The sequence below is a fragment of the Klebsiella sp. R445 genome (assembly GCF_051131755.1).
In the GTDB taxonomy this organism is placed as follows: domain Bacteria; phylum Pseudomonadota; class Gammaproteobacteria; order Enterobacterales; family Enterobacteriaceae; genus Klebsiella; species Klebsiella lignicola.
Genome location: NZ_CP180446.1, coordinates 4,747,388 through 4,760,534 on the forward strand (window position 1 = coordinate 4,747,388; position 13,147 = coordinate 4,760,534).

11 protein-coding genes are annotated in these 13,147 nt (G+C 58.3%); 10 read left to right on the forward strand and 1 reads right to left on the reverse strand.

Annotated elements, in window-relative coordinates:
* The 10 genes from nuoE (at nucleotide 1) to nuoN (ending at nucleotide 12,122) form a co-directional block, all read left to right on the forward strand.
* Complete coding sequence (gene nuoE / locus ACMYSN_RS22465; RefSeq protein WP_004865099.1) at nucleotides 1-501, forward strand: NADH-quinone oxidoreductase subunit NuoE; 501 nt, start codon at nucleotides 1-3, stop codon at nucleotides 499-501.
* Nucleotides 498-1,835, forward strand: a complete 1,338-nt coding sequence (gene nuoF, locus ACMYSN_RS22470; protein ID WP_123755230.1) for an NADH-quinone oxidoreductase subunit NuoF — start codon at nucleotides 498-500, stop codon at nucleotides 1,833-1,835. Before nuoE ends, nuoF begins: the two co-directional genes overlap by 4 nt.
* A gap of 82 nt (nucleotides 1,836-1,917) precedes the next feature.
* Complete coding sequence (nuoG, locus tag ACMYSN_RS22475; RefSeq protein ID WP_462496217.1) at nucleotides 1,918-4,644, forward strand: NADH-quinone oxidoreductase subunit G; 2,727 nt, start codon at nucleotides 1,918-1,920, stop codon at nucleotides 4,642-4,644.
* On the forward strand, nucleotides 4,641-5,618 hold the full coding sequence (nuoH, locus tag ACMYSN_RS22480) for an NADH-quinone oxidoreductase subunit NuoH (protein ID WP_004865093.1): 978 nt from the start codon (nucleotides 4,641-4,643) through the stop codon (nucleotides 5,616-5,618). Before nuoG ends, nuoH begins: the two co-directional genes overlap by 4 nt.
* A 14-nt stretch (nucleotides 5,619-5,632) precedes the next feature.
* Nucleotides 5,633-6,175: an NADH-quinone oxidoreductase subunit NuoI gene (nuoI, locus tag ACMYSN_RS22485; RefSeq protein ID WP_015365590.1), complete on the forward strand. Its 543-nt coding sequence runs from the start codon at nucleotides 5,633-5,635 to the stop codon at nucleotides 6,173-6,175.
* A 10-nt stretch (nucleotides 6,176-6,185) separates the two neighbouring features.
* Nucleotides 6,186-6,740 carry an NADH-quinone oxidoreductase subunit J gene (gene nuoJ, locus ACMYSN_RS22490; protein WP_123755228.1) on the forward strand — a complete coding sequence of 185 codons (555 nt, stop codon included), beginning with the start codon at nucleotides 6,186-6,188 and terminating at the stop codon, nucleotides 6,738-6,740.
* A complete protein-coding gene (gene nuoK, locus ACMYSN_RS22495; protein ID WP_100682775.1) occupies nucleotides 6,737-7,039 on the forward strand; it encodes an NADH-quinone oxidoreductase subunit NuoK in 303 nt (100 codons plus the stop codon). The genes nuoJ and nuoK overlap by 4 nt, the downstream gene beginning before the upstream one ends.
* Nucleotides 7,036-8,877: an NADH-quinone oxidoreductase subunit L gene (gene nuoL, locus ACMYSN_RS22500; protein WP_123755227.1), complete on the forward strand. Its 1,842-nt coding sequence runs from the start codon at nucleotides 7,036-7,038 to the stop codon at nucleotides 8,875-8,877. Before nuoK ends, nuoL begins: the two co-directional genes overlap by 4 nt.
* A gap of 251 nt (nucleotides 8,878-9,128) precedes the next feature.
* The gene (gene nuoM, locus ACMYSN_RS22505) at nucleotides 9,129-10,658 is read left to right on the forward strand and encodes an NADH-quinone oxidoreductase subunit M (protein WP_462496218.1); all 1,530 of its coding nucleotides are present in this window, start codon (nucleotides 9,129-9,131) and stop codon (nucleotides 10,656-10,658) included.
* A gap of 6 nt (nucleotides 10,659-10,664) precedes the next feature.
* On the forward strand, nucleotides 10,665-12,122 hold the full coding sequence (gene nuoN / locus ACMYSN_RS22510; RefSeq protein WP_123755225.1) for an NADH-quinone oxidoreductase subunit NuoN: 1,458 nt from the start codon (nucleotides 10,665-10,667) through the stop codon (nucleotides 12,120-12,122).
* A 105-nt stretch (nucleotides 12,123-12,227) separates the two neighbouring features.
* Here the strand turns inward: nuoN and rnz are convergent, their stop codons facing one another.
* Nucleotides 12,228-13,145 carry an MBL fold metallo-hydrolase gene (gene rnz, locus ACMYSN_RS22515; RefSeq protein WP_462496219.1) on the reverse strand — a complete coding sequence of 306 codons (918 nt, stop codon included), beginning with the start codon at nucleotides 13,143-13,145 and terminating at the stop codon, nucleotides 12,228-12,230.
* Nucleotides 13,146-13,147: the final 2 nt, after the last annotated feature.

Genomic DNA, 13,147 nt, shown 5'->3' on the forward strand with positions numbered 1-13,147 from the left:
ATGCACGAGAATCAACAACCACAAACCGAGGCTTTTGAGCTGAGTGCGGCAGAGCGTGAGGCCATTGAGCACGAGAAGCACCACTACGAAGACCCGCGTGCGGCGTCCATTGAAGCGCTGAAGATCGTTCAGAAGCAGCGTGGCTGGGTGCCGGATGGCGCGATCTATGCGATCGCTGACGTACTGGGCATCCCGGCTAGTGACGTCGAAGGCGTCGCCACCTTCTACAGCCAGATCTTCCGCCAACCGGTTGGTCGCCACGTGATCCGCTATTGCGACAGCGTGGTGTGCCATATCACCGGCTTCCAGGGGATCCAGTCCGCTATCGAGAAAAAGCTCGACATCAAACCGGGTCAAACCACCTTTGATGGCCGCTTTACTCTGCTGCCGACCTGCTGCCTGGGCAACTGCGACAAGGGGCCGACGATGATGATTGATGAGGATACTCACAGTTATCTGACACCGGAGGCGATTCCTGACCTGTTGGAGCAGTATAAATGAAGACAGTGATCCGTACTGCTGAAACGCATCCGCTGACCTGGCGCCTGCGCGATGATAAACAGCCGGTGTGGCTGGATGAATATCAGAGCAAAAATGGCTATGCCGGTGCCCGTAAAGCGCTGCTGGGCCTGGCACCGGATGAGATCGTCAATCAGGTAAAAGACGCCGGTCTGAAAGGACGCGGCGGCGCAGGCTTTTCCACCGGTCTGAAGTGGAGCCTGATGCCGAAAGACGAATCCATGAACATCCGTTACCTGCTGTGTAACGCCGATGAAATGGAACCGGGCACCTATAAAGACCGCCTGCTGATGGAGCAGCTGCCGCACCTGCTGGTGGAAGGCATGCTGATTTCCGCGTTTGCGCTGAAAGCGTACCGCGGCTACATCTTCCTGCGCGGCGAATACATTGAAGCCGCTCAACACCTGCGCCGGGCAATTGCCGAAGCGACCGAAGCCGGTTTGCTTGGCAAAAACATTCTCGGTACCGGTTTTGATTTCGAGCTGTTTGTCCACACCGGGGCAGGGCGTTACATCTGCGGTGAAGAGACCGCGCTGATTAACTCCCTCGAAGGTCGTCGCGCCAACCCGCGCTCCAAGCCGCCGTTCCCGGCGAGCTCCGGCGTGTGGGGGAAACCGACCTGCGTCAACAACGTCGAAACCCTGTGCAACGTCCCGGCGATTCTGGCCAACGGCGTTGAGTGGTACCAGAACATTTCAACCAGCAAAGATGCCGGAACCAAACTGATGGGCTTCTCTGGCCGGGTGAAAAATCCGGGCGTATGGGAGCTGCCGTTTGGTACCACCGCGCGTGAAATCCTCGAAGATTACGCTGGCGGCATGCGTGATGGCCTGAAGTTTAAGGCCTGGCAGCCGGGTGGGGCGGGGACCGACTTCCTGACCGAAGCGCATCTTGATCTGCCGATGGAATTCGAAAGTATTGGTAAAGCGGGGAGCCGTTTGGGTACCGCACTGGCGATGGCCGTCGACCACGAGATTGGCATGGTTCCGCTGGTACGTAACCTGGAAGAGTTTTTCGCCCGCGAGTCCTGCGGCTGGTGTACGCCATGCCGTGACGGTCTGCCGTGGAGCGTGAAAATTCTGCGTGCGCTGGAACGCGGAGAAGGCCAGCCGGGGGATATCGAGACTCTTGAGCAACTGTGTCGATTCCTGGGGCCGGGGAAAACCTTCTGTGCGCATGCGCCAGGTGCGGTCGAACCGCTGCAGAGCGCCATTAAATATTTCCGCGACGAATTCGAAGCAGGCATTAAGCAGCAGTTCAGCAATACCCATGCTATCAACGGGATTCAGCCGAACCTGCTTAAGACGCGCTGGTGATTCCCACACACTCATTCAGCCTGCGGCAAGACGGCAACTGAATGAGGCAGTGGTAACGATTTTTTAATTTGGAAGCATGCTAATGGCTACGATTCATGTAGATGGCAAAGAATACGAGGTCAACGGAGCGGACAACCTGCTAGAGGCTTGTCTCTCTCTTGGGCTTGATATTCCCTACTTTTGCTGGCATCCGGCGCTCGGTAGCGTCGGTGCTTGCCGCCAGTGTGCGGTGAAGCAATATCAAAACGCGGAAGACACGCGTGGTCGCCTGGTGATGTCCTGTATGACGCCGGCATCCGACGGGACCTTTATTTCTATTGACGACGGTGAAGCGAAGCAGTTCCGCGAGAGCGTGGTCGAGTGGTTGATGACCAACCACCCGCACGACTGCCCGGTCTGCGAAGAGGGCGGCAACTGCCACCTGCAGGATATGACCGTGATGACCGGTCACAGCTTCCGCCGCTACCGTTTCACCAAGCGTACCCACCGCAACCAGGACCTGGGGCCGTTCATCTCTCACGAAATGAACCGCTGCATCGCCTGCTATCGCTGCGTGCGTTACTACAAAGATTATGCCGACGGCACCGATCTGGGCGTGTATGGCGCGCATGACAACGTCTACTTTGGTCGCCCGGAAGATGGCGTGCTGGAAAGCGAATTCTCCGGCAACCTGGTTGAAGTCTGTCCGACCGGCGTATTCACCGATAAAACGCACTCCGAGCGCTATAACCGTAAATGGGATATGCAGTTTGCCCCGAGCATCTGCCAGCAGTGTTCCATCGGCTGCAACATCAGCCCGGGTGAGCGTTATGGCGAACTGCGTCGTATCGAAAACCGTTACAACGGTACCGTAAACCGCTACTTCCTCTGCGACCGTGGTCGTTTCGGCTATGGCTATGTGAACCTGAAAGACCGTCCGCGTCAGCCAGTTCAGCGCCGTGGCGACGATCTGATTGCCCTCAACGCCGAACAGGCGATGCAGGGCGCTGCGGATATTCTGCGTCAGTCGAAAAAAGTGATCGGTATCGGCTCTCCGCGTGCCAGCATCGAAAGCAACTTCGCGCTGCGTGAGCTGGTGGGTGAAGACAACTTCTATACCGGCATCGCCAAAGCAGAGCAGGAACGTCTGCAGATGATGCTGAAAGTGCTGCGTGACGGTGGGATTCATACCCCGGCGCTGCGCGAAATCGAATCCTACGATGCGGTTCTGGTGCTGGGCGAAGATATTACCCAGACAGGCGCCCGCATCGCGCTGGCCGTGCGTCAGGCGGTGAAAGGCAAAGCACGTGAAATGGCGGCGGCCCAGAAAGTGGCTGACTGGCAGATCGCGGCGATCCTTAACATCGGTCAACGTGCGAAACACCCGCTGTTTGTCACCAATATTGATGACACCCGTCTCGACGATGTCGCCGCGTGGACCTACCGCGCGCCGGTTGAAGACCAGGCTCGCCTGGGCTTTGCCATCGCCCATGCGCTGGATGATTCCGCGCCGGCAGTGGACGGACTGAGCAGCGACCTGAAAGGCAAAATCGACGTTATCGTCCAGGCGCTGGCCGGGGCGAAGAAGCCGCTGATTGTCTCCGGGACCAACGCCGGTAGCATCGAAATCATTCAGGCCGCCGCTAACGTGGCGAAAGCGCTGAAAGGTCGCGGCATTGACGTCGGTGTCACCATGGTGGCCCGCGCGGTTAACAGCGTCGGTTTGGGCATGATTGGTGGCGGTTCTCTGGAAGCCGCGCTGAGCGAGCTGGAAACCGGTGCGGCCGATGCCGTGGTGGTGCTGGAAAACGATCTGCACCGTCATGCTTCCGCTGCGCGCGTAGATGCTGCCCTGGCGAAAGCGCCGCTGGTGATGGTTATCGACCATCAGCGTACCGCGATTATGGACAAAGCCCACCTGGTGCTGTCCGCCGCGAGCTTTGCCGAAAGCGACGGCACGGTGGTGAACAACGAAGGCCGCGCCCAGCGTTTCTTCCAGGTTTACGACCCGGCTTACTACGACGCCAATACCGTGATGCTGGAAAGCTGGCGCTGGCTGCACTCTCTGCACAGCACCGTCGACAACCGTCAGGTTGACTGGACCCAACTGGACCATGTCATTGATGCTGCCGTGGCGAAACTGCCGCAGCTGGCGGGGATTAAAGATGCTGCGCCGGATGCGACCTTCCGCATTCGTGGGCAGAAGCTGGCCCGTGAACCGCATCGTTACAGTGGCCGTACGGCAATGCGCGCCAATATCAGCGTGCACGAACCGCGTCAGCCGCAAGATAAAGACACCATGTTTGCCTTCTCAATGGAAGGGAACAACCAGCCGTCCGCGCCGCGTTCGCAAATTCCGTTTGCCTGGGCGCCGGGCTGGAACTCCCCGCAGGCGTGGAACAAGTTCCAGGATGAAGTGGGCGGGAAACTGCGTCACGGCGATCCGGGCGTGCGTCTGATCGAAGCGTCTGCCAGCGGTCTTGAGTACTTCACCGCGGTGCCGGCCAGCTTCCAGGTGGAAGAAGGGAAATGGCGTATTGCGCCTTACTACCATCTGTTTGGCAGCGATGAGCTGTCGCAGCGTTCTCCGGTCTTCCAGAGCCGCATGCCGCAGCCGTACATTAAGCTCAACCCGACAGATGCTGCGAAGCTTGGCGTTAACGATGGCGCGATGCTCTCCTTTAGCGTTGAAGGCCAGGCGCTGAGCCTGCCGCTGATCGTCTCGGCTGGTCTGACCGCAGGGCAGGTTGGCTTGCCGATGGGCATGCCGGGCATTGCACCGGTACTGACCGGGGTTCGTATTGACACACTGCAGGAGGCGAAAGCATGAGTTGGTTAACACCGGATCTCATCGACATTCTGTTAAGCATCCTGAAAGCCGTTGTCATTCTGCTGGTGGTGGTGACCTGCGGCGCGTTCATGAGCTTTGGCGAACGTCGTCTGCTGGGCCTGTTCCAGAACCGCTACGGACCGAACCGTGTCGGCTGGGGCGGCTCGCTGCAGTTGGTCGCCGACATGATCAAGATGTTCTTTAAAGAGGACTGGGTTCCGCGCTTTACGGACCGCGTCATCTTTACCCTGGCACCGGTTATTGCCTTCACGTCATTACTGCTGGCCTTTGCTATCGTGCCGGTCAGCCCGACGTGGGTGGTTGCCGACCTGAACATCGGCATCCTGTTCTTCCTGATGATGGCAGGCCTTGCGGTTTACGCGGTGCTGTTCGCCGGCTGGTCGAGTAACAACAAATACTCGCTGCTGGGGGCGATGCGTGCTTCTGCGCAGACCCTGAGCTACGAAGTATTCCTCGGTCTGTCGCTGATGGGCGTGGTGGCGCAGGCGGGCTCGTTCAACATGAGCGATATCGTCAACAACCAGGCGCATCTGTGGAACGTCATTCCGCAGTTCTTTGGTTTTGTCACCTTTGCCATCGCGGGCGTTGCGGTCTGTCACCGTCACCCGTTTGACCAACCGGAAGCCGAGCAGGAACTGGCCGATGGTTACCACATTGAATATTCCGGTATGAAGTTCGGTCTGTTCTTCGTGGGTGAATACATCGGGATTGTCACCGTGTCAGCGCTGATCGTGACGCTGTTCTTCGGCGGCTGGAATGGCCCATGGTTACCTCCGTTCATCTGGTTCGCGCTGAAAACCGCGTTCTTCATGATGATGTTCATTTTGATCCGCGCATCATTACCGCGTCCGCGTTATGACCAGGTAATGTCCTTTGGCTGGAAGGTATGCCTGCCGTTAACGCTGATCAACTTGTTGGTAACGGCGGCTGTCATTCTCTGGCAGGCGCAATAAGGGGTGAATTGACCATGACCTTAAAAGAATTATTGGTGGGGTTCGGCACCCAGGTCCGCAGTATCTGCATGATCGGGATGCACGCCTTCGCCAAACGTGAAACACAGATGTATCCGGAAGAGCCGGTATATCTGCCGCCGCGCTACCGTGGCCGTATCGTGCTGACGCGCGACCCGGACGGTGAAGAGCGCTGCGTTGCCTGTAACCTGTGTGCGGTAGCCTGTCCGGTAGGTTGTATCTCTTTGCAGAAAGCAGAGACCAAAGACGGCCGCTGGTACCCGGAATTTTTCCGCATCAACTTCTCACGCTGCATTTTCTGCGGCCTGTGTGAAGAGGCGTGCCCGACCACGGCGATTCAGTTGACCCCGGACTTCGAACTGGGCGAATACAAGCGTCAGGATCTGGTGTACGAAAAAGAGGATCTGCTGATTTCCGGTCCGGGCAAATACCCGGAATATAACTTCTACCGGATGGCGGGTATGGCAATCGACGGCAAAGATAAGGGCGAAGCAGAGAACGAAGCTAAGCCTATCGACGTCAAGAGCCTGTTACCGTAAGGAGAGGGCAATGGAATTCGCTTTTTATATCTGTGGCCTTATCGCCATCCTCGCAACCCTGCGAGTGATCACCCACACCAATCCGGTACACGCCTTGCTGTACCTGATTATTTCGCTGTTGGCGATTGCCGGGGTGTTCTTCTCGCTGGGCGCGTATTTCGCCGGTGCGCTGGAAATCATCGTTTACGCCGGGGCCATCATGGTGCTGTTCGTCTTCGTGGTGATGATGCTGAACCTGGGCGGCAGCGAAATCGAGCAGGAACGTAAATGGCTGCAGCCGGGGATCTGGATCGGTCCGGCAATTTTGTCTGCGGTGCTGCTGGCGGTTATCGTCTATGCCATCCTGGGCCTGAACGATCAGGGTATTGATGGCACGGCGATCAGCGCGAAAGAAGTGGGTATTGCGCTGTTTGGGCCGTACGTCCTGGCGGTGGAGCTGGCCTCCATGCTGCTGCTGGCCGGTCTGGTTGTTGCCTTCCACATCGGTCGCGAAGAGCGCGTCGGTGAAGTGCTGAGCAACCGTCAGAACGATAGCGACAAAAGAAAAACGGAGGAACACGCATGATTCCCTTAACACATGGGCTGATCCTCGCCGCTGTCCTGTTTGTGCTCGGCCTGACGGGTCTGGTCATCCGCCGCAATCTGCTGTTTATGCTGATTAGCCTGGAGATCATGATCAACGCTGCGGCGCTGGCTTTCGTGGTGGCAGGCAGTTACTGGGGCCAGACTGACGGTCAGATAATGTATATCCTCGCCATCAGCCTCGCGGCTGCGGAAGCGAGTATCGGCCTGGCGCTGTTGCTGCAGCTCCATCGTCGCCGCCAGAACCTGAACATCGATTCAGTAAGTGAGTTGCGTGGATGAACATGCTTGCCTTAACCATACTTCTGCCATTGATTGGCTTTGTTCTGCTCTCCTTCTCCCGTGGGCGCTGGTCGGAAAACCTCTCCGCCACCGTGGGAATGGGGTCAGTAGGGCTGGCGGCGCTGGTCACTGCGTTTGTCGGCGTTGACTTCTTTGCCAACGGCAAACAGGCGATCAGCGTACCGCTGTGGACCTGGATGTCGGTGGGTGATTTCAACATCGGCTTCAACCTGGTGCTGGATGGCCTGTCGCTGACCATGCTTTCCGTGGTCACCGGCGTGGGCTTCCTGATCCACATGTTCGCCTCCTGGTATATGCGCGGTGAAGAGGGGTACTCCCGCTTCTTCGCCTACACCAACCTGTTTATTGCCAGCATGGTGGTTCTGGTGCTGGCCGATAACCTGCTGTTGATGTACCTCGGTTGGGAAGGGGTGGGCCTGTGCTCCTATCTGCTGATCGGTTTCTATTATACCGATCCGAAGAACGGTGCCGCGGCGATGAAAGCGTTCGTGGTGACCCGTGTCGGTGACGTGTTCCTCGCCTTCGCGCTGTTCATCCTCTACAACGAACTGGGTACCCTGAACTTCCGCGAAATGGTCGAACTGGCGCCAGCACACTTCGAAGCCGGCAACAATATGTTGACCTGGGCGACGCTGATGCTGCTGGGTGGTGCGGTCGGTAAATCCGCGCAGCTGCCGTTGCAGACTTGGCTTGCGGATGCGATGGCTGGCCCGACGCCAGTCTCCGCGCTGATCCACGCCGCGACCATGGTGACCGCCGGTGTCTACCTGATTGCCCGTACTCACGGCCTGTTCCTGATGACCCCGGAAATTCTGCATCTGGTCGGGATCGTCGGGGCGGTGACGCTGGTTCTGGCAGGCTTTGCCGCGCTGGTGCAGACCGATATCAAACGCGTACTCGCTTACTCCACCATGAGCCAGATTGGCTACATGTTCCTCGCGCTTGGCGTGCAGGCGTGGGATGCGGCGATTTTCCACCTGATGACCCACGCGTTCTTTAAAGCGTTGCTGTTCCTGTCGTCCGGCTCGGTGATTCTGGCCTGCCATCACGAACAGAACATCTTCAAAATGGGCGGCCTGCGTAAGTCTATCCCGCTGGTGTACGTCTGCTTCCTGGTCGGGGGCGCGGCGCTGTCCGCACTGCCGCTGATCACCGCAGGCTTCTTCAGTAAGGACGAGATCCTCGCCGGTGCGATGGCCAACGGTCATATCAATCTGATGGTTGCGGGCCTGGTCGGTGCGTTTATGACCTCGCTGTATACCTTCCGCATGATCTTCATCGTCTTCCACGGTAAAGAACAAATTCATGCCCACGCAGGGAAGGGGATTACCCACCATCTGCCGCTGATCGTGCTGTTGGTTCTGTCGACCTTCGTTGGCGCGCTGATTGTTCCACCGCTGCAGGGCGTCCTGCCGCAGACCACGGAACTGGAGCACGGTCGCGTGATGACACTGGAAATCACTTCCGGGATTATCGCGATTGCCGGGATCCTGATTGCCGCCTGGCTGTGGCTGGGTAAACGCACGCTGGTGACGGCTATCGCCAACAGCGCGCCGGGCCGTCTGCTGGGCACCTGGTGGTACAACGCCTGGGGCTTCGACTGGTTATACGACATGGTGTTCGTGAAACCATTCCTTGGCATCGCGTGGCTGCTGAAACGCGACCCGCTGAACGCCATGATGAACATTCCGGCGATCCTCTCCCGCTTTGCAGGTAAAGGCCTGCTGTTCAGCGAGAACGGGTATCTGCGCTGGTATGTGGCATCCATGAGCGTAGGTGCGGTTATCGTGCTGGCGCTGCTGATGGTATTGCGTTGAGTTTGTTGGCTGGGTGAGCGATTGCCGGATGGCGCTGCGCTTATCCGGCCTACAAACCCAAAAAGAATTTTTAGAATTCGTTGAAAATCTGTTCCTGAGGTACAGGCGTCATCGGCGAAGTCAGACCGGAGACCGCCAGCGCAGAGCAACCGGAGCGTACTAAAGTACGTGAGGATTGCGAGCACTGCCGGAATTCGGACTGCCGAGCGAGATAGCCTGAGCAGGAGTAAATATAAGGGACATACTCAGCTATGTTATTACCCTGGTTAATACTAATCCCCTTTATTGGCGGCTTCCTGTGCTGGCAGACCGAACGCTTTGGCGTGAAGTTGCCGCGCTGGATCGCGCTGATCACCATGGGATTGACGCTTGTACTTGGCCTGCAGCTGTGGATGCAGGGCGGCTATTCTCTGACGCAATCCGCGGGTATTCCGCAGTGGCAGTCAGAATTTGTCATGCCGTGGATCCCACGCTTCGGTATCAGCATTCACCTTGCTATCGACGGCCTGTCGTTGCTGATGGTGGTGCTGACCGGTCTGCTTGGCGTGCTGGCGGTGCTGTGCTCGTGGCGCGAAATTGAAAAATACCAGGGCTTCTTCCATCTCAACCTGATGTGGATCCTGGGCGGCGTTATCGGCGTGTTCCTTGCCATCGACCTGTTCCTGTTCTTCTTCTTCTGGGAGATGATGCTGGTGCCGATGTACTTCCTGATCGCGCTGTGGGGCCACAAGGCGTCCGACGGTAAAACGCGTATCACGGCGGCCACCAAGTTCTTCATCTACACCCAGGCGAGCGGTCTGGTGATGCTGATTGCCATCCTGGCGCTGGCATTTGTGCACTTCAACGCCACCGGCGTCTGGACCTTCGATTACGAAGCGCTGCTGAAGACCCCGATGTCCCACGGCGTGGAATATCTGCTGATGCTGGGCTTCTTTATCGCCTTCGCGGTGAAGATGCCGGTTGTGCCGCTGCACGGCTGGCTGCCGGATGCCCACTCCCAGGCACCGACTGCGGGTTCCGTTGACCTCGCGGGGATCCTGCTGAAAACCGCAGCTTACGGTCTGCTGCGTTTCGCTTTACCGCTGTTCCCGAATGCCTCCGCTGAATTTGCCCCTATTGCGATGTGGCTGGGCGTTATCGGTATTTTCTACGGCGCGTGGATGGCGTTCTGTCAGTACGATATCAAACGTCTGATTGCCTACACCTCGGTCTCCCACATGGGCTTCGTGCTGATTGCTATCTATACCGGCAGCCAGCTGGCGTACCAGGGCGCGGTGATTCAGATGATTGCCCACGGCCTGTCCGCGGCGGGTTTGTTCATCCTGTGCGGCCAGCTGTACGAGCGTCTGCACACCCGTGATATGCGTCAGATGGGCGGTCTGTGGAGCAAAATTAAATGGCTGCCAGCGCTGTCGATGTTCTTTGCGGTGGCGACGTTGGGGATGCCGGGTACTGGTAACTTCGTCGGCGAATTTATGATTCTGTTCGGCAGCTATAAAGTGGTGCCGGTGATTACCGTGATCTCCACCTTTGGTCTGGTATTCGCCTCCGTCTACTCGCTGTCGATGCTGCACCGGGCGTACTTCGGGAAAGCGAAGAGTGAAATAGCGGCGCGGGATCTGCCGGGCATGTCGCTGCGTGAACTGTCGATTGTTCTGCTGTTGGTGGTTCTGCTGGTGCTGTTGGGCTTCTTCCCGCAGCCGATTCTGGACACCTCACATGCTGCGATGAGCAACATTCAGCAGTGGTTTGTTAATTCTGTTTCTACTACAAGGCCGTAATTCGCCATGACAATAACTCCACAACAACTGATCGCACTGCTACCGCTGCTGATCGTCGGCTTGACGGTGGTGGTTGTGATGCTCTCCATTGCGTGGCGACGCAATCATTTCCTCAATGCCACGCTGTCGGTTCTCGGCCTGAACGCCGCGCTGATCTCGCTCTGGTTCGTGGGTCAGAATGGCGCGATGGACGTCACGCCGCTGATCCGCGTCGACGGTTACGCCATGCTCTATACCGGGCTGGTGCTGCTGGCGAGTCTGGCCACCTGTACCTTCGCGTACCCGTGGCTGGAAGGGTACAAGGACAACAGAGAAGAGTTCTACCTGCTGGTGTTAATCGCCGCGCTGGGTGGCATTCTGCTGGCGGGTGCCAACCATCTGGCGGCGCTGTTCCTCGGTATTGAACTGATTTCGCTGCCGCTGTTCGGCCTTGTCGGCTACGCCTTCCGTCAGAAACGGTCGCTGGAAGCGAGTATCAAATACACCATTTTGTCCGCCGCAGCGTCGTCGTTCCTGCTGTTTGGTATGGCGCTGGTGTATGCCAACTCCGGTAACCTGTCGTTCCTGGCGCTGGGCAAGAGCCTGGCCGATAACACCCTGCATGAACCGTTGCTGCTGGCGGGTCTGGGTCTGATGATCGTTGGCCTGGGCTTCAAGCTGTCGCTGGTGCCGTTCCACCTGTGGACTCCGGACGTGTATCAGGGCGCACCTGCGCCGGTATCAACCTTCCTGGCCACCGCCAGCAAGATTGCTATCTTCGGCGTCGTTATGCGTCTGTTCCTGTACATGCCGGTAGGCAATAGCGAAGCGGTACGCGTGGTGCTGGGGCTGATCGCCTTCGCCTCTATCCTCTTCGGTAACCTGATGGCGCTGAGCCAGACCAATATCAAGCGTCTGTTGGGTTACTCTTCTATCTCGCATCTCGGCTATCTGCTGGTGGCGCTGATCGCCCTGCAGAGCGGTGAAATGTCGATGGAAGCGGTCGGGGTTTATCTGGCCGGCTATCTGTTCAGCAGCCTCGGTGCGTTTGGCGTGGTGAGCCTGATGTCCAGCCCGTATCGTGGCCCGGACGCCGATTCACTGTACTCCTATCGCGGCCTGTTCTGGCACCGTCCAATTCTGTCGGCGGTGATGACGGTGATGATGCTGTCGCTGGCGGGTATCCCGATGACGCTGGGCTTTATCGGTAAGTTCTACGTGCTGGCGGTCGGTGTGCATGCACACCTGTGGTGGCTGGTCGGGGCGGTGGTGCTCGGTTCGGCAATTGGCCTCTACTACTATCTGCGCGTGGCGGTGAGCCTGTACCTGAGCGCGCCGGATAAACTGAACCGCGATGCGCCGTCGAACTGGCAGTACAGCGCGGGCGGTATCGTGGTGCTGATTTCTGCGCTGCTGGTTCTGCTGCTCGGCGTGTGGCCGCAGCCGCTGATTAGCCTGGTGCAGCTGGCAACTCCGCTGATGTAATCCCCATGGCCGGGGTTGATACCTCCGGCCCTGAAATCATGCCTGTCAGTCGCAATACTGACAGGCATTTTTTTTGCCTTTTTGTCCGGACCGTTGTTCGACGCGCTACAGGCTGTAGACCATAAAATCCTCGGCCAGCAGCGTGCGGGGAAACAGCTCCCGACACTCCGTCAGCAGACGCTGGCAGCCCTCGGCGTCATAGCGCGAACTGAAGTGGGTGGCGATAAACATGCGCACCCCGGCATCGCGCGCCAGCGCCGCCGCCTGCTGGCTTGAGGAATGCCCGCGGCTATTGGCCTTTTCCGCCATCGCCTGCTCCAGCGTCGTTTCATGCACCATCAGATCAACGCCACGCGCCAGCTCCAGTGCGGCGTCGCAGGGCGCGGTGTCGCCAAAAATCGCCAGCTTCTTGCCGGGTGTCGCCGGGCCGAGATACTGGCTGCCGTCAATCAGCCGTCCGTCTTCCAGCTCTACGGTCTCGCCCTGTTTCAGGCGCTGGAATAACGGCCCCGGCGGGACGCCATCGGCCACCAGGCGGGCGGAATCCAGTGTACCGGGTCTGGCGTGTTCCTCGATGCGGTAGCCGTAGCATTCCACCGGGTGATTGAGCGCAAAGGCGCTGACCCGATATCCCCCTTCATCAAACACCAGACCGGGCCCCACTTCGACAATCGTCAGCGGGTAATCGGTCCACGAGCCGCTCAGGCGCAGGGCGGTTTCGACAAACTCTTTTAGTCCCGTCGGCCCGTACAGCGTCAGCGGCAGCGAGTTGCCCTGCATTGAACGGCTGCACAGCAGGCCCGGCAGGCCGAACAGGTGATCGCCGTGCAGGTGGGTGATAAAAATCTTGTTCAGTTTTCCGGGATGATACGGGGTGTCGAGAAACTGATGCTGGGTTCCTTCTCCACAATCGAACAGCCACATCTCCGCCGCCGTTGGTTGTTGCAAATTCAACACGATAGACGTCATATTACGCGTACGGGTCGGCACGCCTGCGGATGTCCCCAAAAATGTTAATTCCATCG

What these genes read in the sequence shown, in the direction of transcription:
- nuoE (WP_004865099.1), top strand. Translation starts at nt 1, where the DNA reads ATGCACGAGAATCAACAACCACAAACCGAGGCTTTTGAGCTGAGTGCG.
- nuoF (WP_123755230.1), top strand. Translation starts at nt 498, where the DNA reads ATGAAGACAGTGATCCGTACTGCTGAAACGCATCCGCTGACCTGGCGC.
- nuoG (WP_462496217.1), top strand. Translation starts at nt 1,918, where the DNA reads ATGGCTACGATTCATGTAGATGGCAAAGAATACGAGGTCAACGGAGCG.
- nuoH (WP_004865093.1), top strand. Translation starts at nt 4,641, where the DNA reads ATGAGTTGGTTAACACCGGATCTCATCGACATTCTGTTAAGCATCCTG.
- nuoI (WP_015365590.1), top strand. Translation starts at nt 5,633, where the DNA reads ATGACCTTAAAAGAATTATTGGTGGGGTTCGGCACCCAGGTCCGCAGT.
- nuoJ (WP_123755228.1), top strand. Translation starts at nt 6,186, where the DNA reads ATGGAATTCGCTTTTTATATCTGTGGCCTTATCGCCATCCTCGCAACC.
- nuoK (WP_100682775.1), top strand. Translation starts at nt 6,737, where the DNA reads ATGATTCCCTTAACACATGGGCTGATCCTCGCCGCTGTCCTGTTTGTG.
- nuoL (WP_123755227.1), top strand. Translation starts at nt 7,036, where the DNA reads ATGAACATGCTTGCCTTAACCATACTTCTGCCATTGATTGGCTTTGTT.
- nuoM (WP_462496218.1), top strand. Translation starts at nt 9,129, where the DNA reads ATGTTATTACCCTGGTTAATACTAATCCCCTTTATTGGCGGCTTCCTG.
- nuoN (WP_123755225.1), top strand. Translation starts at nt 10,665, where the DNA reads ATGACAATAACTCCACAACAACTGATCGCACTGCTACCGCTGCTGATC.
- rnz (WP_462496219.1), bottom strand. Translation starts at nt 13,145, where the DNA reads ATGGAATTAACATTTTTGGGGACATCCGCAGGCGTGCCGACCCGTACG.